Annotated in this window: 18 protein-coding genes and 1 rRNA gene (1 of these 19 cut by a window edge); 16 read left to right on the forward strand and 3 right to left on the reverse strand. The window is 39.2% G+C overall.

Annotated features, from left to right (window positions below; genetic code table 11):
• Positions 1 to 100: 100 nt before the first annotated feature.
• The 4 genes from IGJ99_RS05040 to IGJ99_RS05055 all read left to right on the forward strand — a co-directional run bounded on the left by IGJ99_RS05040 (position 101) and on the right by IGJ99_RS05055 (position 4,887).
• The gene (locus IGJ99_RS05040) at positions 101 to 904 is read left to right on the forward strand and encodes an AraC family transcriptional regulator (protein WP_010735851.1); all 804 of its coding nucleotides are present in this window, start codon (positions 101 to 103) and stop codon (positions 902 to 904) included.
• A 42-nt stretch (positions 905 to 946) separates the two neighbouring features.
• Positions 947 to 1,351, forward strand: a complete 405-nt coding sequence (locus IGJ99_RS05045) for a VOC family protein (protein ID WP_010735850.1) — start codon at positions 947 to 949, stop codon at positions 1,349 to 1,351.
• Between the two features lie 279 nt (positions 1,352 to 1,630).
• Positions 1,631 to 2,476, forward strand: coding sequence for a MurR/RpiR family transcriptional regulator (locus tag IGJ99_RS05050; RefSeq protein WP_010735849.1), 846 nt, complete (start codon positions 1,631 to 1,633; stop codon positions 2,474 to 2,476).
• Positions 2,477 to 2,730: 254 nt separating this feature from the next.
• Positions 2,731 to 4,887 carry a peptidoglycan D,D-transpeptidase FtsI family protein gene (locus IGJ99_RS05055; RefSeq protein WP_438770655.1) on the forward strand — a complete coding sequence of 719 codons (2,157 nt, stop codon included), beginning with the start codon at positions 2,731 to 2,733 and terminating at the stop codon, positions 4,885 to 4,887.
• 154 nt (positions 4,888 to 5,041) lie between these two features.
• Here the strand turns inward: IGJ99_RS05055 and IGJ99_RS05060 are convergent, their stop codons facing one another.
• Positions 5,042 to 5,851 (reverse strand): Cof-type HAD-IIB family hydrolase, encoded by an 810-nt coding sequence (locus IGJ99_RS05060; RefSeq protein ID WP_409173787.1) that lies wholly within the window; start codon positions 5,849 to 5,851, stop codon positions 5,042 to 5,044.
• Between the two features lie 292 nt (positions 5,852 to 6,143).
• Here IGJ99_RS05060 and IGJ99_RS05065 point away from each other — a divergent pair, with 292 nt between their 5' ends.
• Both IGJ99_RS05065 and IGJ99_RS05070 read left to right on the forward strand, forming a co-directional pair.
• A complete protein-coding gene (locus IGJ99_RS05065) occupies positions 6,144 to 7,580 on the forward strand; it encodes an NCS2 family permease (protein WP_010735845.1) in 1,437 nt (478 codons plus the stop codon).
• Between the two features lie 154 nt (positions 7,581 to 7,734).
• Positions 7,735 to 8,931, forward strand: coding sequence for a multidrug efflux MFS transporter (locus IGJ99_RS05070; RefSeq protein WP_010735844.1), 1,197 nt, complete (start codon positions 7,735 to 7,737; stop codon positions 8,929 to 8,931).
• A 45-nt stretch (positions 8,932 to 8,976) separates the two neighbouring features.
• On the opposite strand, the gene IGJ99_RS05075 is transcribed toward IGJ99_RS05070, so the two are convergent.
• Entirely contained in the window at positions 8,977 to 9,171 is a 195-nt protein-coding gene (locus IGJ99_RS05075) for a YjzD family protein (RefSeq protein ID WP_010735843.1), read from the reverse strand.
• Between the two features lie 223 nt (positions 9,172 to 9,394).
• On the opposite strand from IGJ99_RS05075, the gene dnaE reads away from it, so the two are divergent.
• From dnaE to pyk, 3 genes are all read left to right on the forward strand, one after another.
• Positions 9,395 to 12,709: a DNA polymerase III subunit alpha gene (gene dnaE / locus IGJ99_RS05080; protein WP_409173788.1), complete on the forward strand. Its 3,315-nt coding sequence runs from the start codon at positions 9,395 to 9,397 to the stop codon at positions 12,707 to 12,709.
• A 166-nt stretch (positions 12,710 to 12,875) separates the two neighbouring features.
• A complete protein-coding gene (gene pfkA / locus IGJ99_RS05085) occupies positions 12,876 to 13,838 on the forward strand; it encodes a 6-phosphofructokinase (RefSeq protein WP_034691339.1) in 963 nt (320 codons plus the stop codon).
• A gap of 128 nt (positions 13,839 to 13,966) precedes the next feature.
• Positions 13,967 to 15,751: a pyruvate kinase gene (gene pyk, locus IGJ99_RS05090; protein WP_010735840.1), complete on the forward strand. Its 1,785-nt coding sequence runs from the start codon at positions 13,967 to 13,969 to the stop codon at positions 15,749 to 15,751.
• 80 nt (positions 15,752 to 15,831) lie between these two features.
• On the opposite strand, the gene IGJ99_RS05095 is transcribed toward pyk, so the two are convergent.
• Positions 15,832 to 16,722, reverse strand: coding sequence for a LysR substrate-binding domain-containing protein (locus tag IGJ99_RS05095; protein WP_019723060.1), 891 nt, complete (start codon positions 16,720 to 16,722; stop codon positions 15,832 to 15,834).
• A gap of 234 nt (positions 16,723 to 16,956) precedes the next feature.
• Between IGJ99_RS05095 and IGJ99_RS05100 the strand changes: the two genes are divergently transcribed.
• The 7 genes from IGJ99_RS05100 to IGJ99_RS05130 form a co-directional block, all read left to right on the forward strand.
• The gene (locus IGJ99_RS05100; protein ID WP_019723059.1) at positions 16,957 to 17,922 is read left to right on the forward strand and encodes an AEC family transporter; all 966 of its coding nucleotides are present in this window, start codon (positions 16,957 to 16,959) and stop codon (positions 17,920 to 17,922) included.
• 175 nt (positions 17,923 to 18,097) lie between these two features.
• Positions 18,098 to 18,667 (forward strand): YceD family protein, encoded by a 570-nt coding sequence (locus IGJ99_RS05105; RefSeq protein WP_438770656.1) that lies wholly within the window; start codon positions 18,098 to 18,100, stop codon positions 18,665 to 18,667.
• A gap of 57 nt (positions 18,668 to 18,724) precedes the next feature.
• Complete coding sequence (gene rpmF, locus IGJ99_RS05110; protein ID WP_010735836.1) at positions 18,725 to 18,904, forward strand: 50S ribosomal protein L32; 180 nt, start codon at positions 18,725 to 18,727, stop codon at positions 18,902 to 18,904.
• A 205-nt stretch (positions 18,905 to 19,109) separates the two neighbouring features.
• Complete coding sequence (gndA, locus tag IGJ99_RS05115; RefSeq protein WP_034688385.1) at positions 19,110 to 20,531, forward strand: NADP-dependent phosphogluconate dehydrogenase; 1,422 nt, start codon at positions 19,110 to 19,112, stop codon at positions 20,529 to 20,531.
• A gap of 187 nt (positions 20,532 to 20,718) precedes the next feature.
• Positions 20,719 to 21,405: a response regulator transcription factor gene (locus IGJ99_RS05120; RefSeq protein ID WP_010735834.1), complete on the forward strand. Its 687-nt coding sequence runs from the start codon at positions 20,719 to 20,721 to the stop codon at positions 21,403 to 21,405.
• Positions 21,402 to 22,904 carry a HAMP domain-containing sensor histidine kinase gene (locus IGJ99_RS05125; protein ID WP_065096743.1) on the forward strand — a complete coding sequence of 501 codons (1,503 nt, stop codon included), beginning with the start codon at positions 21,402 to 21,404 and terminating at the stop codon, positions 22,902 to 22,904. Before IGJ99_RS05120 ends, IGJ99_RS05125 begins: the two co-directional genes overlap by 4 nt.
• A gap of 730 nt (positions 22,905 to 23,634) precedes the next feature.
• Positions 23,635 to 24,979, forward strand: a 16S ribosomal RNA gene (locus IGJ99_RS05130) (it continues 216 nt past the right edge of the window).

Genomic DNA, 24,979 nt, shown 5'->3' on the forward strand with positions numbered 1-24,979 from the left:
TTGTTCCTTCCTGTTTTTTTATGGGGCACTCATTACACACGTCAAAACGCTAGATCGTGCTAAAATAATTGTATTAGATAAATAAGGGGGAACGTAGAGAATGTATCAACCGATCCAACCTCATCATCTGTTTCATCAAGCATATGAAGAAAAAATACATTATAAAGAAACGGTTCTCCCAGTCTTAGCAGATGTCTTGGTGTGTATGTGGGAGTCTATTTCATTTGACTTTAGCGGTACGGTCACCGACGTGATCATCGCCGACGGTTGCATTGATTTGATTGTCAATGTTTTGGAGCAATCTGTTTTCTATACTGGTTCAAGTAAAACGGACTTCAACTTTCTCTCAAGGTTTCCCGAACACTATATTGGTTTTCGCTTAAAGCCAGGTGCTTTTTCTGCTTTAACTGGTCGAGAGGCAACAGCAGCGATGGATCAAGTGTTGTTCATTGAAGAAGTAGATGTTGGGTTTGATACAACCCATCTTTTTGCGCTCACGATTGAAGAAATGAAAGAATCGCTGATCAGCTATTTATCCGGATTAGCCAAATGTATCTCTTCGACGGAATACATTCAGTTATTTGAAAAACTATATATAAAAAAATTAGCTTCCCCACAAGCATTATACGAATATATGAGACTTAGTCCAAGGCATGTCCAACGGCTATTCAAAAAGCATTACGGTCTCACCCCACAATTGGCTCTATCGACCATAAAATTTCATCATAGTTTGACCATTTTATTAAAACAACCTGCCGATCGAAGGGAGCTTGTTGGAAATTATTATGACCAGTCCCATTTTATCAATGAGTTCAAAAAAAATATTGGCCTCACACCCATTGAGTTTGTTAAGTTGAGTGAGCAGCGAAAAATGTCGCTTCTATCCAATACGTTACTAACCTAAGTTGCTACAATAAAACTAACTTAAAAAAGGAGTGGTCGATAGATGAACTTTAATCAGGCAAAAATCGGATTGTTGATTCAAAAAGATTATGGGGAATGTTATGATTTTTACACAAAAAAATTAGGATTGGTTCCTACATGGGGAAATCGAAAAGGTCCGTATACGTCATTTGCTATGGCAAAAGGAGAACCTAACTGTTTTGATATGACGTCAGCAAAAGAAATGTCTTTGGTCAAAGGGTATATACAGTCTGCTAAAAATGGAATATCTGATACAGTGGTGATCATATTACCTACGAAGGATATCCAAAAGGACTATGCGAAGTTAACCGCAAATGGTGTCACTTTTTTAGGTGAACCTCAGAAAATAGAGGCTTGGGGAGGATTTACCAGTGCCTACTTTAGAGACCCAGAAGGCAATTTGTTTGAACTGAATGATGGGTATTAGTTTCTTTTTGGATGTTGCTTCTTTCTTTTTTTTGTTTTTAATAGCTGATTCTGTGAAACTCCATAAATGATAAGTCAAAAGAAACCAAGATAAGGGTGTGACATGTTGCCACTTATACCTTGGCTTCTTTTTTTAGCGATTGATTTTTAGGAATAACAGTAATCGGTTGAGCAGGCAGAGAACAAAGGATATTCTCTATTTTCTTGTTTAGTATGAGAATTGTTTGCCTTTGAGTATGATATAATGACATAGACATTTAGAAAAAGGGATGTGTATGAGATGAGCGTAGTGAGTCGCATTGAAAGTATGATGAATGACTATTCTTCTGCCGAAAGAAAATTAGCAGATTATATCGTAACACATGTAGAAAAAATACCAACGATGACAGCCAATGAGTTAGCAGAAGCGGCGGGCCTGAGCGCTCCCACAGTTGTTCGTTTCTCCAAAAAACTTGGCTTTCAAAGTTTAACGGATTTTAAAATCACTATTTCCACCGAATTACAAGCAGGTATCGTGGAAGGATTCAGCGATATTGAACCAAATGAATCATTTTATTCAATCAAACATAAATTAGGGAATAATGCGCAAGTAGCGATCAAAGAAACCGTGGATATTTTAGAAGAGGAGATGATCCAACGTGTCGTTGAGCGTCTGGAAGAAGCACAAACAGTTTATCTATATGGTGTGGGCGCATCTTCTTTAGTCGTTGAGGATATCCTCCAAAAATGGTCTCGTGTAGGAAAACCAATCATTTTTGAAAAAGACATCCACGTCTTATTGCCACAATTAGTGAGTAATGAAACAAAAAAAGTGCTATGGCTTGTCTCTAACTCAGGAAACAGCAAAGAAGTGGTGATGATCGGACAGTTAGCCAAAGAAATGGGAATCGATATTATCGCATTGACTCAATTTGGAAATAACCGATTAAGTAAATTGGCCGATGTCGTTGTCCAGACATCAAGACCAAAAGAAATCACGAACCGAAGTGCAGCAACTAACTCATTATTGGCTCAATTTGCAACGATTGATATCATTTTTTATCTTTATATGGCAAAGAATGAAAAATTAACCGAGAAAGTCACTCAAACCAAAGAAGTGATCAAAAATTATGTCAAACAAAAATGAAATAACAGATGATAGTTTTCCACAATGTCATATTTGTTTCCATTGTTTCACAGTAAAAGAAAACTTTATTTTCAAAAATAACCATATTTTTTAAAGTTTTTTAGAATCCATTTGTGTGACACATTACTTGTTTGTGAAACAAACTAGTCTTTTTTGGGTCGAGAATTAAAGAATTTCTTGCGGATCAGGATTTTACTTTTTAATTTTGTTTTTTTTAGGTACAATGGAGCCTATAAGTAGGCGAAAAAGAAGGAATGATGAAAAGTTTTATGAAAAAAAATACAAATAATTCTTGGTTAGATCGAATAAAAAAAGGAACACAAGAACCAAAAAATAAAACGTTTCGACGGTCACATGTTCCCTTTCGTTTAAATTTCCTTTTTTTCATTATATTTACGTTGTTCGTGTCATTGATTGCTCGATTAGGTTATTTGCAGATCGTAAACAGTGAGGAACTAGAAGCAAAAGTCAAATCATCTTCGTCTCTAACGGTACAAGTAAGTTCACCCCGAGGCATGATCTACGATGCCACTGGGAAAGCTTTGGTGACAAACCAAGCCAACCAAGCAATCACATTCACGAGAGGCAGAAATATGACAGCGGAGGATTTGCTGAAAACAGCAAATACCTTGACACAGTTGATCGATATGCCAGTGGATGAAAATTTGACTACACGTGATAAGAAGGATTTTTGGTTAGCAGATCCCGATCATTTGAAAGCTGCGACTGAACGCCTATCGGCAAAAGAAAAAAGCTTGAGTACGAGTGAGCAATACCAAGCAACTGTAGATAAAGTGACAGATGAGGAAATCAATTTCAATGAGGAACAATTGAAAGCAGCAACGATTTTTAAACGAATGAATAATGCGTATGAACTGAATACAGTTTTCATCAAAAATTCTGGTGTTACAGATCAAGAATTGGCGATCGTGGCAGAACATGCATCAGACCTGCCAGGTGTTTCAACAGGAACTGACTGGGTACGCCAGTATAATGCGGCGGATTCCATAAAGAGTATTCTAGGAAGCGTAACATCAGAAAAACAAGGCTTACCTGCCGATCAAGTGGAAGAATTCTTGGCAAAAGGCTACTCACGTAATGACCGAGTAGGCCAAAGCTATTTAGAAAAACAATATGAAGATGTCTTGCAAGGCACAAAGACACAATATGAAATCACTTTAGATAACAATGGAAATGTCATCCAACAAAAAGAATTGTATGCAGGAGAAAAAGGATCGAATTTGATGTTATCGATCAATGCAGAGTTCCAAGCGAAGGTCGAAGAGATTCTTAGAAACAATTATCAAAAATTAGTCGATAATGGAAAAGCCCAATACTCACCAGGTGCGTATGTAGTCGCGATGAATCCTCAAACAGGTGAAGTATTAGCGATGACGGGTTTCAGCCATGGGCAAGGCTCAAAAGAGTTGACTGAAAATGCCCTTGGTACGATCACGAATGCCTTTGTTCCAGGATCTGTTGTAAAGGCAGGTACGTTAGCCGCCGGTTGGCAAAGTGGCGTGATCAGCGGTAATCAAGTATTAGTAGATGAACCGATTCGATTACAAGGCTCTTCAGAAAAAAGCTCCGTCTTCAATCGTACTGGATCTGTACCTTTGGATGTGGTCCAAGCGTTAGAGCTTTCATCAAATACCTATATGATCAAAGTAGCGTTGAAGATGCTAGGGTTAGAGTACGTACCAAATATGGGCTTACCTAGTCTAAGTGAAGAGGCACAAGCGTATGAACAATTGCGTGACGGCTTTAAACAATTTGGACTTGGAACAGTCACAGGGATCGATTTACCAAATGAGTCTGCGGGGATCTCACACTCTGTTGAATACATGAAGAAATTCAATGCAGACAACGGACAAGACTGGTTCACACCAGGAAACTTTACTGACTTGGCATTTGGCCAGTTCGATACGTATACCCCGATCCAGTTAGCGCAATATGCAGCAACAGTAGCAAACGGTGGAAAAAGAATCCAACCACGCATTGTCAAAGGCATTTACGGGAACGACGAGAATGGTAACTTAGGTGAAGTGAAAAAAGAGATGGAACCAGTTGTCGAAAATACAGTAGACGTGTCTCCTGAAGAGATGGCCCTTTTACGTGAAGGATTCCATCAAGTAGTCCATGGAACAAATAACTACACGACTGCTCGATCATTAGCAGATGCAAAAATGGATCTTTCTGCTAAAACAGGGACAGCCGAAACAGTCGCTGAAGGTCATCCCGATATCGTAACAGTCAATAGTAATATTGTGGCTTACGGACCAACAGAAAATCCTGAGATTGCGGTAAGTGTTGTCTTACCAAACCTGCTAGATGAAAAAGACCATATGAATTCGGTCATAGCCAAAGAAATCATGAATGCTTATTACGATATGTTCATGGCAAACAGATAACAGAGGTCAGAGCCGAAGTATTTAGCCTCAAGAAATAAGGCGCCATCCACGAAGATTTTGTGGATGGCGCCTTATTTTTGAAGAGCTTACTTCTGCTCCCTCTGTTTATTTGGTTTTAAGTGGTGCGAGAGGACGAATGCCCCAGACGGATTTTTTATAATGAAAGTAATTTTTCAAGGTAATTCGCCAAACCGTCTTCTTCATTTGTTTGTTCAGTGACATCGTTGGCTACGCCTTTTAGTTGCTCAGTCCCATTAGCCATTGCCACACCCCAGCCCGCATATTCAAGAAGTTCTAAGTCATTGTGTTCATCACCAAAAGCAATCACATCTTTTTGTTCGATCGATAGATAATTCGCTACTTGATGGATTCCTTTCGCTTTTTCGATCCCTTTTGAAACAATCTCTAGTATCGCCATTGGTCCACCCCAAGTCCTTACATCGACATGCTTCCCAAATTGACGTGTTAGTTCGGCAGAAACTTGTTCAGCATATTGTTTTTCTGTACGTACCAATAAGGACGTAGGGTTAGTTGTTAGATTTCGTGGAGACAGTAGGTTTTCTGGTTTAGGATTTGGTGAAGCAAAGAATTTTGCGTCAAAAAAATCAAAAGTATCGATAAAGAAAGTGTCGCGATTCTCCGCAGCAATAAAATCTAGATTCAATTGATTTTTTTGCGCTAAGATCTCAAAAACAATCTCTTTATTGATCAATGTTTCTTGTTCTCCAGCCCATTGTTGATTTGGGATATGCACAAGCGCACCGTTAAAGTTGACCATCGGTGTTGTCAATTCTAACTGTTGATAATATTGATAACTCATTCGATAAGGACGTCCGGTTGCAATACTGACATGATGGCCACCATCAATGGCTTTTCTCAATGTCTCTTGGGTTTTAGAAGTAATGATCGACTCAGGATTCAACGTTGTTCCATCCAAGTCGATCGCAATCAATTTTTTGTTCAATGCTGTCATTCCTTTCAAACAACGATTTGTTTCAGTCTAGCATATTTCAATGAATAAACAAGGTACAGATTTTTCTGAAAAATAAATGCTTTAAAGCAAAAATAGAAAAGAATCAAACCGAATTGAGCTAAACACGAACATTAAAATATGAAAATGACATTTCATAAAGTTTTGTGTTGAAAAACGAATGAAATGTCTATATAATCTATAAATGTTCGACGGAAAATTATATTTGGATTTATTTTTACATATTATATAGTCCGTTAGAAAAAATCAGGGAGTGGAAATTTTTATGGAAAAGTTTTTCCAACTAAAGAAAAATAATACAAATGTACCAACAGAAATAATGGCTGGTGTAACAACGTTTTTTGCCATGAGTTATATATTATTTGTTAATCCGACGATCTTGTCAGCTGCTGGCATGCCATTTCAGGCAGTCTTTTTAGCGACGATCATTGCTTCGATCATCGGTACTTTAGTTATGGGATTATTTGCTAATGTGCCTTATGCACAAGCCCCAGGAATGGGTTTGAATGCTTTCTTCACATTTACAGTTGTTTTTGGGTTAGGTTATTCTTGGCAAGAAGCATTAGCCATGGTCTTTATTTGTGGGTTGATTAATGTATTTATTACAGTAACAAATATTCGGAAAATGATCATCCATGCTATTCCTGAGAGTTTACAACATGCAATCGGCGGTGGTATTGGGATTTTTGTTGCATACGTTGGGATCAAAAATGCTGGATTTTTGTCTTTCTCTGCAGATCAATCAGCGATAACTAGTTCTGTGTTTGATAATGGTCAAGTGACGAATGTGACGATCAACGGTGGCATCGTTCCAGAACTTGCAAACTTTAATAATGCGCCGATCCTACTAGCTGTCATTGGATTAGTTTTGACATCGATCTTAGTTGTTAAAAATGTTCGTGGTGCAATCTTGATCGGTATCGTAGTAACAACGATCATCGGGATCTTGATGGGTGTTGTTGATCTAGGAACGATCGATTGGGAACAAAATTCTTTAGGCAATTCAATCAATGAACTAGGCACGACGTTTGGTGCAGCATTTGGTGCGGAAGGGATGCAATCTTTATTCAGCGATAGCTCTAAGATCCCACAAGTCCTGATGACGATCATTGCCTTTAGTTTATCCGATACATTTGATACGATCGGTACGTTCATCGGTACTGGACGGCGTACAGGTATTTTCTCTAAAGAAGATGAGGAAGCTTTGGAAGATGGACGAGGATTCAAAACTAAAATGGATAAAGCGTTGTTCGCTGACGCAATCGCAACATCGATCGGTGCGATTTTCGGAACATCGAATACAACGACTTATGTCGAATCAGCAGCTGGTATTGGCGCTGGTGGTCGTACAGGTTTGACTTCAGTTGTCGTAGCCGCATTATTTGCTTTAAGTAGCTTATTTTCTCCACTGATCGCTATTGTACCGGCACAAGCAACTGCACCAGCATTGATCTTAGTTGGTGTGATGATGATGGCTTCGTTTGCTGATATCAATTGGTTAGATATGGAAGAAGCATTACCTGCCTTTTTTGCTTCGATCTTCATGGGATTAGCTTACAGCATCTCTTACGGAATCGCTGCTGGTTTTATCTTCTACACGATCATGAAAGTGATCAAAGGTAAAACAAACGAGATTTCAATTGCTTTATGGGTTGTTGATATTTTATTCATTCTCAACTTCGTCATTTTAGCAATCATTTAAAAGACATTTTTAATAGGAGTGAAGAGTAGGCTAACTCTTTGCTCCTATTTTATTTGGTCTATGTCCTCTTTGACAAAAATGAATGATACTGGCACATACGTTGCACACACGTACAAAAATAGGTATGATAATAGAGACGAAAGAAGGGTGATAGATGAAGGTTCAATGGAGAAAAAATTTATTCGTAGCTTGGATAGGCTGCTTTTTTACTGGTTCAAGTATCAGTTTAGTCATGCCGTTCATTCCAGTTTACGTCGAACAACTAGGTACACCTAAGGATCAAATTGAATTATTTTCAGGATTAGCGATTTCAGTAACAGCCTTTGCTGCGGCGATCGTTGCGCCTATTTGGGGAAATCTAGCTGATCGAAAAGGACGGAAAATGATGATGATCCGGGCAGCAGCAGGTATGACGATCACTATGGGATCACTAGCTTTTGTCCCAAATGCTTATTGGCTTTTAGTCATGCGTTTCTTTAATGGGATTTTATCTGGATACATACCTAATGCGACAGCGATGATTGCTTCACAAGCGCCTAAAGAGAAAAGTGGTTGGGCGTTAGGCACGCTTTCTACTGGGGCAGTGGCAGGGACGCTGATTGGTCCGTCAATGGGAGGCGCTTTGGCGCAATGGTTCGGAATGGAAAATGTTTTTTTGATTACTGGAGGGTTATTACTGATCACCACGATCTTAACGATTTTCATGGTAAAAGAAGATTTCCAACCGGTAGAGAAAAAAGATATGATCAGTACCAAAGAAGTTTTTGCTAAAATGGATCACTTTTCTGTGTTAGTCGGTTTATTTGTTACTACTCTGATCTTACAGTTAGGGATCACCACGATCAGTCCAATCTTGACATTGTACATTCGGGAATTGAGTGGTGACACATCAAATATCTTATTTGTTAGTGGATTGATTGTTTCAGTATCAGGTGTTTCAGCAGTATTTTCTTCTCCAAGACTGGGGAAATTAGGGGATAAGATCGGAAATCAGAAGGTGCTGTTAGCAGGTTTGGTACTTTCGTTTTGTTGTTACTTACCAATGGCATTTGTGACTACGCCCTTACAATTAGGGATCTTACGTTTTATATTAGGTTTTTCGACAGGTGCGTTGATGCCATCGATCAATACATTGATCAGCAAGATCACACCAGAAGAAGGTGTCAGTCGAGTATACAGCTATAACCAAATGTTTACGAACTTTGGTCAAGTACTAGGACCGATGTTAGGTTCGACAGTCGCTCATGCGTACAATTATAGTACAGTGTTTATTGTGACTAGTCTCTTTGTTCTGACGAATATTCTTTTATCACTATTTAATTTTAGAAAAGTACTTCATCAAAAACTATGATCAAGAAAAAAACAGATTGGAGTATTTCTCCAATCTGTTCGGCTTTTATGAATGTGAAGCGGACGAAGTTTCTTTTTTAGGTGTTGCAACAGCGCTGATCAAAATGACGATCAATCCTGCAACCAATGAAATAATAGTCGTCATGGTAAAATCATATGGGCTACTAGACAATGCACCACCGATATAGCCAACCACTTGACCTAAAATGACTGCCCAAAATAATGTGACGATATATCGCATATCAAACACCTCTTTTCTAAGTTCAGTTTACCAGATTTTTTTTGAATGTAAAGGGAGAAACAGGCATTCAACGTCAGTGGATAGTATAAAAAGTATAGATCGTTCATCGGATGGGAAAAGCATGATGAAAGACGAATACACGTAACCAGTCATACAAGATAACGAGCTGATGTTACGAATATTCCCCTAAAAAGAAAGTGAATGGAAAAGGTGGTATGTAAAAATGTTTCTTCCACAACTTTATACGATCACCTCGTATTCTTTGTTGCAAAGTACGATTCGCATAAACGAATACGTTCGAGAAGCAAAGAAACTAGGCTATCAGACATTAGCGATCACAGATAAGGATGTGCTATCTGGGGCAGCGGAATTTTACCGCATCTGTATGAGTGAAAAAATACAACCAATTATTGGACTGAACTTGACCTACCAGTTTCAAGAACGTCATTATGAGTTACTACTCTACGCAAAAGATAGGATCGGCTACCAACAATTGATCAAGCTCTCAAGCAAGAAAATGATCCGAGAAAAAATCGAGCTTCACGAGATCGATGAACTCGATCATTTGCTTGTCGTTTTACCAACCAAAAAATCGATTGCTGATGACTACGGTGTGTCAGCATTATTTGATAGCCATTGGCAAAGTTTGCAAGAAAAAATAGCATCTTCTCATCTTTATGTAGGTGTCACAGAAGAAACGCCTCTAGAAGCTCCAGAATGGCTAGCTTATTTACGAGCAAATCAATTTCAACTTTGTGCAGTACATCCGATTGCTAGTTTGCACCAAGAGGAACTTTTTTCTTTGGAAACAATGAAACATCTGCGTGAAGGAACGCAACTCTCTTTTGATGAAGTGCGACAAACGACTCGTGATTCAGCCACAGGTTTTTTACTTCCCGAAGCAGAATTACGACAAAGATTCATAAACGCAGGATTGGAAGAAGCGTTGAACAATGCGCAGCAATTAGCTAAAATAGTAACTTTTGAATTTCAGTTCCATCAGAAATTACTACCACATTATCCGGTACCAGAAAATCGAAGTGCAGGAGAGTATTTACAGGAACTTTGTCAGAAGCAATTAGGTAAGCGTGTAGAAAAGATCACTGCAGCTTATCAAGAGCGCTTAGATTATGAACTGTCAGTGATCCACCAGATGGGATTTGATGATTATTTCTTGATCGTTTGGGATGTCATGGCTTTTGCTCATAAAAACAACATCGTTACTGGTGCTGGTCGTGGTTCAGCTGCGGGGTCATTAGTCGCCTATGTGTTGGAGATCACAGATGTAGATCCATTGGAGTACGACTTGCTATTTGAACGTTTTTTGAATCCAGAACGATACACGATGCCAGATATCGATCTAGACATTCCTGATAATCGCAGAGAAGAAGTGCTGATTTATGTTCGTGAGAAATATGGTCAATACCATATGGCACAAATCGCCACGTTTGGGACCATGGCAGCTAAAATGGTACTAAGAGACGTGGCACGTGTCTTTGGCCTTTCACAAAGCGAAGCAAATCGTTGGTCTAAAGCGATTCCTAATCAATTGAAAATGACGTTGAATGAGGCTTATCGAACTTCTAACAAGCTGGTTGAATTAGTACAAGCGAGTGAAAAAAATCAATTGTTGTTCCATACTGCAAAAATACTTGAAGGTTTGCCAAGACACGTTTCTACTCATGCAGCTGGTGTCGTTTTAAGTGATAAGAATCTACTAGAGTTAGTTCCTTTACAAAAAGGATCAGATGAAGCATATTTGACTCAGTATACAATGAATGATGTCGAAGCTATTGGGTTGTTAAAAATGGATTTTCTTGGATTAAGAAATCTGTCTATTATCGATTACACAGTGAAAGCAATCAAACGTGTCGAAAACAAAGATATCGAACTAAAAGAAATACCATTAGATGATCCTAAAACTTTACAGCTTTTCCAACGTGGCGAAACAACAGGGGTCTTTCAATTCGAATCTGCCGGGATTCGGAATGTCTTGCGAAGATTAGGACCAGAAAACATTGAAGATATTGCCGCTGTCAACGCCTTGTATCGTCCTGGACCAATGCAAAATATCGATACATTTATCGCTCGTAAGAAAGGGAAGGAAAGAATCCATTATCCCGACGATTCACTACAACCGATGTTGAAAAATACGTATGGCGTCATTGTGTATCAGGAACAAATTATGCAGATTGCTTCAACCATGGCTGGATTTTCTCTTGGACAAGCGGATATTTTGAGGCGAGCAATCAGTAAAAAGAAAAAAGACGTGATTGATCAAGAAAGAGATCATTTTGTTCAAGGTGCCAACCAACAAGGGTACAGTAAGGAAAAGGCCAATGAAGTGTACGAATATATCGAACGCTTTGCTAACTATGGGTTCAATCGTTCCCACGCGTTTGCTTACTCCTTTGTTGGCTTTCAAATGGCCTATCTCAAAGTTCATCACCCTGGTGCATTTTTTATGAGTTTGATGAATTCCGTCCGTCACAACACGGCAAAGTTAAAAGAGTATATTGCTGAGGCAAAAAAGTATAAAATAAAGCTGACCCCTCCATCCATCAATCAAAGTTTTTATGGTTTTGAGCTGACGGATAAAGGAACCATTCGTTTTGGATTGACAGCAATCAAAGGTGTTCGTCGAGATTTTGTTGAGGAGATCATTCGTGAACGAAAAGAAAATGGGCCATTCCGTTCGGTTGATCAGTTTCTGATTCGTATCAATAAACGTTGGCTCAAATTGGAGTTGCTACAAACGTTAGTTGCATCAGGTGTTTTTGATGAATTAGTAGGAAACCGCAGACAGTTGATGTTGGATCTGGAAGGTAAGATCCAAAACATCTTATATAGTGGTGGTAGTTTAGACCTTTTAGATATCATGGCTTTAAAAGAGGAAGAAGTCGCAGATTATAGCCTCGAAGAGAAGCTTCAATTAGAAGAAGAGCATTTAGGTGTCTATTTATCTGGTCATCCGACAGAAGGGTATGAGCGACTTAAATTAGCAAAAAAAGTCCATTTAGTCACAGAAATCGTCCCTAAACAAGCTACAAATGTTTTAGTGATGGTCAAAGAGGTAAGAGAGATCCGTACGAAAAAAGGAGCGTTGATGGCTTTTGTCAGCGGAACAGATAGTAGTGGAGAAATAGCTATTACCGTTTTTCCAGAGCTGTACCGACAAGCGCGTCCATTATTCAAAGAAAATCAAGTGATTTTCGTGCAAGGACGTTCAGAAATCAGTAAATACAATCAAGAATTGCAGCTGATTGCAGAAGTAGTCGCTGATCCTGAAGAATTGCAACAGCAGTATCCAGAACAAACGTGTTATTTGAGAATCAGAGAAGAGGCAGATCAACCAGATACGATGAAACAACTGCAAGAATTGTTCAAAAAATTCCCAGGATATATTCCTGTTGTGATGTATCATGAAAAAGACCAACGAAAAGTTGTGTTATCTGAAGCCTTTTGGCTCGATGGTTCAGACAGTCTCAAGAAGCAATTAGCTTACCTTTTAAAAGAAGAAAATGTTGTTTTCAAATAACTTACGGTAAAAGATACTATTTGCTTTCATTTTTTTTCATTTTTTTATCAGGAAATCAAGACAAGTGAGCAAAATAATGTTAGAATGTTAGTCGTGGTTAATACAAAGAAGGTTATAAACCTAAGTCTTGCTTAGGATAAAGTAATTTAATGAGGTGAAGATGAATATGAAACGCATCGGAATTTTGACTAGTGGTGGAGATGCTCCTGGGATGAATGCAGCAGTTCGTGCAGTCGTTCGTAAAGGTATATATGAAGGATTGGAAGTTTACGGGATCAATTATGGTTTTGCTGGACTAGTTGCCGGAGATATCCGTCGATTAGATGTTGCAGATGTCGGTGATAAGATCCAACGCGGAGGTACATTCTTATACTCTGCACGTTATCCTGAATTTGCAACAGAAGAAGGACAATTAAAAGGAATCGAACAATTGAAAAAATTCGGTATCGAAGGTCTTGTTGTGATCGGTGGCGATGGTTCTTACCATGGCGCGATGGCTTTGACTAAACGTGGTTTCCCAGCAGTGGGTGTACCAGGTACGATCGATAACGATATTCCAGGAACTGATTTTACGATCGGTTTTGATACAGCAATCAACACAGTATTAGAATCAATCGACCGTATCCGTGATACAGCAACTTCGCACGTTCGTACATTCGTGATCGAAGTGATGGGACGTAATGCTGGAGATATCGCTTTATGGTCAGGTGTTGCTGGTGGAGCGGATGAGATCATCATTCCTGAGCATGATTTTGATATGGCAGTTGTTGCCAAAAAAATCCAAGATGGCCGCGATCGTGGCAAAAAACATTGCTTGATCATTTTGGCAGAAGGCGTAATGGGCGGAAACGAATTTGCAGAAAAATTGTCAGAATATGGCGATTATCATACACGTGTATCGATCTTAGGACACGTTGTACGTGGTGGTTCACCAACTGCACGCGACCGTGTATTAGCAAGTAAATTTGGTGCACATGCTGTTGAACTATTGCAACAAGGTAAAGGTGGTTTGTGTATCGGTATTCGCGACAACGATATCGTTGAGGCTGATATCATCGACACACTAGAAAATAACAAACACCAACCAGATTTATCATTATATGACTTGAACAACTCACTTTCTTTCTAATAAAGAAAAGTAGTCAGATAAATCAATAGATATATATGGGAGTGGGAAGCAGGTCTTCCCAATATCTAACAGATATTTAAGCTTTGAATGGCTTTAAATAAACAATTTGAATGGGAGAGTTTTGTAAAATGAAAAAAACGAAAATCGTTAGTACATTAGGACCAGCCAGTAATTCAGTAGAAACTATTTCTAAATTGATTGAATCTGGAGCAAATGTCTTCCGCTTCAACTTTTCACATGGTGACCATGAAGAACAATTATCACGTATGGTAATGGTTCGCGAAGCAGTGAAGAAAACTGGTAAAGATGTTGGCATCCTTTTAGATACAAAAGGTGCAGAAATCCGTACAACAGTTCAAGGCACAACTGAAGAAGATTTTGGCCGTGCAGGCTACATCAAATTTGAAGTTGGCGACAAAACACGCATCTCAATGGACCCTGAACATGTAGGTTCAAAAGAAAAAATCGCAGTAACTTATCCAGGTCTTTTTGAAGACGTTCATGTAGGTGGACATATCTTATTCGATGATGGTTTGATCGACATGGAAATCATTGAAAAAGATGAAGCAACGCGTGAATTAGTAGTAGAAGTGAAAAATGCAGGTATGCTGGGATCACGTAAAGGTGTTAACGCACCAGGCGTTTCAATCAGCTTACCAGGTATTACACCAAAAGATGCAGACGATATCCGCTTCGGACTAGATAACGACATCGACTTCATCGCTGCAAGTTTTGTTCGTAAAGCACAAGACGTATTAGATATTCGTGAAATTTTAGAAGAAAAAGACATGACACATGTTCAAATCTTCCCTAAAATCGAATCTCAAGAAGGTATCGACAACATTGATGAAATCATCAAAGTTTCTGATGGTATCATGATTGCTCGTGGAGACATGGGTGTTGAGATCCCTGCTGAATTAGTACCAATGGTTCAAAAACGTATCATCAAAAAATGTAACGCTGCGGGTATCCCAGTAATCACTGCAACACAAATGTTAGAATCAATGCAAGAAAACCCACGTCCAACACGTGCGGAAGCATCTGACGTTGCCAATGCAGTATTTGACGGAACAGACGCAACAATGTTATCAGGTGAATCAGCAAATGGTGACTATCCTGTTGAAGCTGTTGCAACAATGGCTCGTATCGACCAACAAGCTGAATTAGCATTAGCAGAATTAGGTTCATTCCAATTAAATGAATTTGACAAAACTGATGTAACAGAAACAATCGGTCTATCAGTGGCACGTGCTGCGAAAAACTTAGGCGTAAAAACAATCGTTGCTGCAACTGAATCTGGTTATACAGCAAAAATGATCTCTAAATACCGTCCAGATGCTGATATCTTAGCTGTCACATTTGACGAACGCACAAAACGTGGTTTGATGCTTAACTGGGGTGTATATCCAACAGTTGCAGAAAAACCAACAACAACAGACGAAATGTTTGAATTAGCTGCGAAAAAAGCAGTCGAATTAGGTTTCGCTTCAGAAGGTGACTTGATCTTGATCACTGCTGGTGTACCAGTTGGTGAACGTGGAACAACAAACGTAATGAAGATTCAAATGATTGGTTCAAAATTGCTTGAAGCACAAGGAATCGGTCAACAATCTGTTGTAGCGAACGCTGTAGTTGCTTCATCAGCAGCAGAAGCAATCAAAAAAGCAAAAGATGGTATGGTATTAGTTGTTCCTTCAACTGACAAAGAATTCATGCCTGCAATCGAAAAAGCAGCAGCAGTAGTTGTTGAAGAAGGCGGTTTGACTTCACATGCAGCAGTTGTGGGAATTGCACAAGATATTCCTGTAATCGTTGGTGCGAAAGATGCAACTTCAACGATCAAAGATGGTGAATTGATCACTGTTGACGCTCGTCGTGGTATCGTTTATCGCGGAGAAACAACAGCTATCTAATTGAAATCAAAATCAAAAAGAGTGTTGAGAGAAATCTCAGCACTCTTTTTTTGTTTTTTATTGTGTGTGAGTTGAGCAAGTCATTTTTGGGTTTTCATAAATTCATGGATGACTTCGATCACGTTTTCATGTAAAACCGTTGGTAACTGCTGTGCACGAGTGGCTAATGAAATCAAAAAACGTGGTTGAGCAGTATCTGCTAAAGGAATAGCTACGAGATTATCTTCAGGATGAATCGCGATCTCGGTGAGAAAGCCAATCCCGATATTTTCTCGGATCATGCTTTTCAAAATAGTTAAGTCATTACTCTGATAAACGATCTTAGGTACAATATGCGTTTGCTTAGAAAGCTTTGTAAACGCAGCAGGATGGACGTAGTGTTCATTTAATAAAACAAATTGATCGTTGACTAGCTCCTTAAAAGAAACGCTTGTACGATCTGCTAGAGGGTGTGAAGGGGACACAACGATCATGAAGCATTTATCCAACAATGGCTCGACTTCTAGCTTTTGATCAACGATCGGTTGCGTTGATCCAAGAATCGCAAGATCAATCCGCCCTTGATGAATCATGCCATATAGATCACGAGAACCTCCGTCGATGATATCGATTTGACCCATTAATTGATGCTTGATAAAATAGCTCGATAATTTTGGGAAATATTCATTGCCAATGATAGGTGGCATACCAAAGCGCAATTTTTTCTTTTGTAGCTGAGCAATCTCTGCCTTAGCAAGTGTAATTTCTTGTAAGACGGATTGTGCATGGATCAATAATTGCTTACCAGCAGGAGTGATAATCAATTCATGATGGGAACGATCTCTTGTAATCAGTGTGGCACCAATTTCTTTTTCTAGGCGTTGTAAGGCATAAGTAATCGTCGGTTGACTGACCTCAAAAAACTTAGCCACCTTAGTAAAGTTTTTTTGTTTGACGATTTGAACATAGTATTCAAGATCTCTTGTATTCATGAATCGATTCGCTCCCTTGACATATAAATAATGTTTATTGTAATCGATAATTTTGACTATAACAAACCTAAAAGACTACACTTAAAAAAGAAATAAGTAATCTGCTAGGCTAGTGGCACGCGAATCGTCTTTTAGATTAAAACAAAAAATAGAAGAAGCAACATGTTTGAGCAGTGCTGGCTCATATCTACAAAGAGATTGCTTCACTAAATGGTTACTGAGGAGATGGAAGAAATGGTATTTTTTCAATCAATTGAAAGTGTGATCAGTATAATCTTGATGATTGGATTAGGCTATGTACTAAAAAGCTTGGGGTGGTTTGATGAACAGTTTGGGGGAAGTATCTCTTCCTTGATCACTAAAGTAGCTTTACCCGCCTCGATTTTTGTTTCAGTTATGAAGAATTTAACTAAAAGCAGTTTGATTGAACTATCTGGAAGTTTGATATATCCGATCGCTGCAGTGATCATTTCCTACTTGATTGCTTATGTACTAACAAAATTACTCAAGATACAACCAGGTAGACGGGGGATTTTTATGAATGCAGTAGTGAATGCCAATACGATATTTATTGGCTTGCCACTCAATATTGCCCTTTTTGGCGAAGCCTCTTTACCTTACTTTTTAATTTATTATGTGACAAATACCGTATCGACCTGGGCATTTGGTGTGTTTTTGATCGCTAATGATGACCCGACAAAAGATCGAACAGAAAAGAAAACGAAGCTGAATTGGAAAAAGCTTTTGCCAGCGCCTTTATTAGGTTTTATCCTTGCGCTTTTCTTCTTGGTGTTAGAGATCCCTGTACCTGATTTTGTCAATTCAACACTAAATTATGTAGGCGGGATCGTGACGCCATTATCATTGATCTATATCGGAATTGTTTTATACGATGCAGGGTTGAAAAGTATTCGATTTGATCGGGATACGATCGTGGCTTTGATCGGTCGATTTATCTTAGCACCAGCTATATTGATTGGACTGATGGTAATAGGTAAATATGCCTTTGGTGCAGAACTAGCCCCTCTACTGAAACAAACGTTGATCGTACAGTCAGCTACACCTATGCTAGCTGTCTTACCAATCCTTGCAAATGAAGCACACGGTGATGTGAAGTATGCAACGAATCTTGTCACGACGAGTACCTTACTATTTGTGTTCGTTGTACCTATTTTAATGCAATTGATCCAATACATTTGATATCTGATCAAACGGTGATAGCTAGCGACAAAGTAAACGCAGAGCGAATAAATCTCACGTAGATGAGAAAAACGCTCTGTGTTTTTTTATGAAGTGTAAGGTGTCAAGAAAATTTCATTGACAACCGACTTTTTGCCCTGTATAATAGCTTTTGTTGCTTAGGAGTGATGAAACTATGAAATGGTCTTTATTGGAATTGAGAAAATACCAAGAGACACCGTTAACTTTTCATGAGACCCTTGACGTAAAAAAGGCTCTTATGAAGCGAGACGATTCAATTTTAGATGTTGCGCCTGTGGAAGTCGAAGGTCTAGTCTCAGTAGATAACAAAGGCTATCTCGTTCATTACACTGCGCAGACGACACTGACTGTTCCGTCCACTCGTTCATTGACACCAGTTGAATTACCAATCAAACTGTCTGTAGATGAATTGTTTATGACGATGGAGCAATACCAACGTAGAGATGTACAGTTACCTTCAGAAGAGATCCTCTTAATCGAAGGAACGCATCTAGATGTGACAGAGTCGATCGAAGACAACATTTTATTGGCGATTCCGATGCGTGTACTCACAGAAGAAGAAGAGCATTCCACTGAATTACCGAAAGGGAACGATTGGGAAGTGCTATCCGAAGAAGAGTACGAAAAACGCAAAACGGAAGAAGCTGAGACAAAAGTAGATCCTCGTCTTGCAAAACTATCAGAATTTTTTGATTCAGCATCAGAAGAAAATGATAACGCGTAAGATTGGAATATATTGTATCAAATATTGATACGAGACTTTACAAGGAGGTGTAGCAAAATGGCAGTACCAGCTAGAAGAACATCGAAAGCTAAAAAAGCAAAACGTCGTACTCATTACAAATTGACAATCAAAGGATTGAACGAATGTCCAAACTGTGGTGAAATGAAAAAAAGCCATCACGTATGTGCAAGTTGTGGTTACTACGATGGTAAGGACGTAATGTCTAAAGAAGCTTAATACATTTTATTTAGAAAATGTAAAACCTCAAGGCTAACCATGGAGCCTTGAGGTTTATTTTTTTGATTCTGAAATAACAATTGTATTCGGAATGATAAGAAGTAAGAAACATCACCGATTCGTACTTATTTGGTTTGCAAGTAAGCTATGTTAAGCTATAATTAGAGAGATTAGGGAGAACATCCCATATGTAGGAGGAGTTTATATGTCAAAACAACAAATCGGCGTTGTCGGAATGGCCGTCATGGGTAAAAATCTAGCCCTTAACATTGAAAGCCGCGGCTACTCTGTTGCACTATTCAACCGTACAGGAGCAAAAACAACAGATGTGGTAGAAGAACATCCAGACAAAAACTTCAAAGCAACATACACGATCGAAGAATTTGTTGATTCAATCGAAAAACCACGTCGTATTCTTTTGATGGTCAAAGCAGGACCAGCAACAGATGCAACGATCCAAGAATTATTACCACATTTAGACAAAGGTGATATTTTGATCGATGGCGGGAATACCTTCTTCCAAGATACGATTCGTCGAAATGAAGAATTAGCCAACTCTGGTATCAATTTTATCGGGACTGGTGTTTCAGGTGGAGAAGAAGGTGCGTTGAAAGGACCTTCGATCATGCCTGGTGGACAAAAAGAAGCGTATGAATTAGTTGCACCGATCCTTGAACAAATTTCTGCAAAAGCAGAAGACGGCACCCCTTGTGTAACTTACATTGGTCCAAATGGTGCAGGTCATTATGTCAAAATGGTCCACAATGGGATCGAGTATGGTGATATGCAACTGATTGCTGAATCTTATGACTTGATGAAAAATATTTTAGGTTTATCTGTCGATGAGATGGCTGATATCTTCAAAGAATGGAACGAAGGTGAATTAGATAGCTACTTGATCGAAATCACTGCGGACATTTTGACACGTAAAGACGATGAAGGTACAGGTCAACCGATCGTAGACGTGATCCTTGATGCTGCAGGGAATAAAGGAACAGGGAAATGGACAAGTCAAAGTGCTTTAGACCTTGGTGTGCCACTTCCATTGATCACAGAGTCTGTCTTTGCCCGTTATATCTCTGCATACAAAGATGAACGTGTACAAGCAAGCAAAATCTTGACACATACGAATGATTTTGAATTCAACGGCGATAAAAAAGAATTTATCGAAAAAATTCGTGAAGCGTTATACTTCAGCAAAATCATGAGCTATGCACAAGGGTTTGCACAGCTACGTGTCGCATCGAAAGACTATGGCTGGGATTTACCATTCGGTGAAATTGCAAAAATCTGGCGTGCCGGCTGTATCATCCGTGCTCGTTTCTTACAAAAAATCACTGATGCCTACGAAAACAATCCTGACATTGAAAATCTATTATTGGATGACTACTTTGTTGAGATCACTAAGAAATACCAACAAGCCGTGCGAGAAGTTGTTGCATTAGCTGTTCAAGCAGGCGTACCGGTACCAACATTCTCTTCAGCGATTGCTTACTTTGATTCATACAGAGCCGAACGTTTGCCTGCAAATATCATCCAAGCACAACGTGATTATTTTGGCGCACACACGTATGAACGTGTTGACAAAGAAGGAATCTTCCATTACTCATGGTATAACGAAGATTAATCAGCTTCTTTATTCTTCAACATGCTAAACAAATAAGTAATAAATGAAAGAGCTGAGGTCATTTTATAGAGGGCGACTTCAGTTCTTTTTTAAAATAGTATTCCATGATAAAATGATTATAGATTTTAAATTAACTATTGGTATAATAATGGAGTTTAGAAGCCTAGGAGAGAAAGGACAAAATTGAATGAGTAATATTCTAATCATTGAAGATGAGAAAAACTTAGCCCGATTTGTCGAGTTAGAATTAAAACATGAAGGGTATAATGCTGAAGTACATTACAACGGACGAACAGGTCTGGATGCTGCTTTGAATAATGAGTGGGATGCAATTTTATTAGACTTGATGTTACCTGAATTGAACGGACTTGAAGTTTGTCGTCGCGTACGCCAAGCGAAAAATACACCAATTATCATGATGACTGCGAGAGATTCTGTCATTGATAGAGTTTCTGGTTTAGATCATGGTGCAGATGATTACATCGTCAAACCATTTGCAATCGAAGAATTGTTAGCGCGTCTACGTGCTTTATTACGCCGCATCGACATCGAAGGAGACAAAAATGTGGCAAAACAAACAACGATCACTTATCGCGACTTAACGATCGAAAAAGAAAATAGAGTCGTACGTCGTGGCAATGAAGTCATTGAATTAACGAAGCGTGAATATGAACTATTACTTACTTTGATGGAAAATGTCAACGTGGTACTTGCACGGGATGTTTTATTAAACAAAGTTTGGGGCTACGAAACCGAAGTGGAAACAAACGTAGTGGATGTGTATATTCGTTATCTCCGTAATAAAATCGACGTTCCTGGTGAGGAAAGCTATATTCAAACAGTACGTGGGACTGGTTACGTGATGCGCTCGTGAGCAATTACAATCAAACCGAAAAAAGAGAACTTAAAGGTCCATCCTTGACGATCAAGTGGGCCTTTGCAAGTTCTTTCTTCATATTTGTCGTCTTTACGATTTTTGCAGTGATCACCTATAAATCATCGATCAATCTGATCGTAGCTAAGGAAAGAGCAAATGTCGAACATACCATTTCTGAAGCGGCTTCTCGTTTATCAAATTCAGATGAGGAGTTGACATTGATCAATGCCTATCGAAACTTAACGAACGCTGACCAAACCGGTGGTACTGGAGATGATACTGCTGTCATTGAAGGGAACTTGATGAAAATCGACTCCTTTATTTCCGAACTTGGTCAAGCATCGATGGATCTGTATGTTTACGATCTGGATGAAAAATTGATTTTTAAAACACACGAAAAAAGTCGTTCATTGATCCAAACGACCAGGAAGATCCCAACGATCGTTACTTTAGACGGGAAAACTGGCTTTTTATCGATCCAACCTATTTATTCTAAACAAACAAGAGAAAAAATCGGCTATACTCAAACGTTTTATGAACTTTCATCTTTCTATGATATAAGAAATAATCTTTTGTTGACTTTGATCGTGCTAGAGATTGTCTCCTTGATACTAAGTAGTATCTTAGGTTTCTTCCTATCTTCCTACTTCTTAAAACCGTTAAAAGTATTACGAGATACGATGGATACGATCCGTAAAGATCCACAATCAGATATCCATATGCCAGAGATTGATACAGATGATGAGTTAGCAGACCTTGCTGAGATCTTCAATGAAATGCTAGATCGTATGCGTCTGTATATCGAACAACAAGAACAATTTGTGGAAGATGTATCACATGAATTAAGAACACCTGTAGCAATTATTGAAGGGCATCTCAGCTTATTGAATCGCTGGGGGAAAGATGATCCCGAAATTTTAGAAGAATCCCTAACTGCAAGTATGCAAGAAATCAGTCGGATGAAAAGCTTAGTACAAGAAATGCTAGATCTATCACGTGCAGAGCAAGTGGATGTTTATTATGCCAACGAAACGACGAATGCAAAAGAAGTGACTTACCAAGTATTCAATAATTTTAAATTACTTTATCCTGATTATGTTATTACACTGGATGATGACTTACCTAAAGAAGTAACACTACAAATTTTTAGAAATCATTTTGAACAATTGATTATCATCATTTTAGATAATGCGGTAAAGTATTCAACGACAAGAAAAGAAGTCCATATCTCCATTTCATCCACGCTTAGCGAATTTGAGATCGCGATCCAAGATTTTGGTGAGGGAATACCTGAAGAGGACTTGAAGAAAATATTTAATCGTTTTTATCGTGTAGATAAAGCAAGAGCACGAACAAAAGGTGGAAATGGCTTAGGATTGTCGATTGCCAAACAACTTGTGGAAAGCTATAAAGGAAGAATATTAGCAGAGAGTGTAGTAGGGCAAGGGACGATTTTTAGAATTTTTGTACCAATTGTACGAACAGAAGACAAGTAAAGTGATGACTTTGCTTGTTTTTTTTATGGGTTTATTGACAAACTTCCCTAGGCTATTGATTTCTAAGAAGTTCTTACGTAGCTTTCCCCTTAAAAAGAGACGAACTTTAATTGAGAAATACTAGAATAATACAATTAAATAACATCAAAAAACTGTTGATTTTTAAACATCTTCTACGAATATTCGGCTTTGAAAATAATCGTTGAAAAAAGCATTTTTTCTATTGCAATTTTTTTAAGTCCTTGATATATTATTATTTGTTCTGACAAAGCAGTAAGAAACGTCATGATAAATTGTTGAATTTAAATGTTGACGAGGTTTTGATGCTGTGTTATAATAACGGAGTCGTTAAAAATAAGGTGATAAAAACCTTAATATACCAACAAAAAAGTTGTTGACAAATAACAACTGACATGATATATTAATGAAGTCGCCAAGAAACAACGACAAACAACTTTCTAAGTTAAGAAAGAAAAACTTATTGACAACTTCTTAAAGAAATGTTAAGATATAAAAGTTGTTAAATAAGAAAGAATAGACCTTTGAAAACTGAACAAAGTAAGACAAACCAAATGTGTAGGGCGTCTTGATTCAATTCAAGACAACAAACATTTTTAACAAGCAAGCAATATGCTAGCAAACAATTGAGCTTAACAAATGAACTATATGATGTTCGAAAGTAAATTTCGAACTACAGTTCCACATCAGCTTTCGCTGTGAGGAACTAGCATATTATGAGAGTTTGATCCTGGCTCAGGACGAACGCTGGCGGCGTGCCTAATACATGCAAGTCGAACGCTTCTTTTCCCACCGGAGCTTGCTCCACCGGGAAAAGAGGAGTGGCGAACGGGTGAGTAACACGTGGGTAACCTGCCCATCAGAAGGGGATAACACTTGGAAACAGGTGCTAATACCGTATAACAATCGAAACCGCATGGTTTCGTTTTGAAAGGCGCTTTACGGTGCCGCTGATGGATGGACCCGCGGTGCATTAGCTAGTTGGTGAGGTAACGGCTCACCAAGGCCACGATGCATAGCCGACCTGAGAGGGTGATCGGCCACATTGGGACTGAGACACGGCCCAAACTCCTACGGGAGGCAGCAGTAGGGAATCTTCGGCAATGGACGAAAGTCTGACCGAGCAACGCCGCGTGAGTGAAGAAGGTTTTCGGATCGTAAAACTCTGTTGTTAGAGAAGAACAAGGGTGAGAGTAACTGTTCACCCCTTGACGGTATCTAACCAGAAAGCCACGGCTAACTACGTGCCAGCAGCCGCGGTAATACGTAGGTGGCAAGCGTTGTCCGGATTTATTGGGCGTAAAGCGAGCGCAGGCGGTTTCTTAAGTCTGATGTGAAAGCCCCCGGCTCAACCGGGGAGGGTCATTGGAAACTGGGAGACTTGAGTGCAGAAGAGGAGAGTGGAATTCCATGTGTAGCGGTGAAATGCGTAGATATATGGAGGAACACCAGTGGCGAAGGCGGCTCTCTGGTCTGTAACTGACGCTGAGGCTCGAAAGCGTGGGGAGCAAACAGGATTAGATACCCTGGTAGTCCACGCCGTAAACGATGAGTGCTAAGTGTTGGAGGGTTTCCGCCCTTCAGTGCTGCAGCTAACGCATTAAGCACTCCGCCTGGGGAGTACGACCGCAAGGTTGAAACTCAAAGGAATTGACGGGGGCCCGCACAAGCGGTGGAGCATGTGGTTTAATTCGAAGCAACGCGAAGAACCTTACCAGGTCTTGACATCCTTTGATCACTCTAGAGATAGAGCTTCCCCTTCGGGGGCAAAGTGACAGGTGGTGCATGGTTGTCGTCAGCTCGTGTCGTGAGATGTTGGGTTAAGTCCCGCAACGAGCGCAACCCTTATTGTTAGTTGCCATCATTTAGTTGGGCACTCTAGCAAGACTGCCGGTGACAAACCGGAGGAAGGTGGGGATGACGTCAAATCATCATGCCCCTTATGACCTGGGCTACACACGTGCTACAATGGGAAGTACAACGAGTCGCGAAGTCGCGAGGCTAAGCTAATCTCTTAAAGCTTCTCTCAGTTCGGATTGTAGGCTGCAACTCGCCTA

Origin of the sequence: Enterococcus sp. AZ095b (assembly GCF_051714725.1) — a bacterium.
In the GTDB taxonomy this organism is placed as follows: domain Bacteria; phylum Bacillota; class Bacilli; order Lactobacillales; family Enterococcaceae; genus Enterococcus_B; species Enterococcus_B pernyi.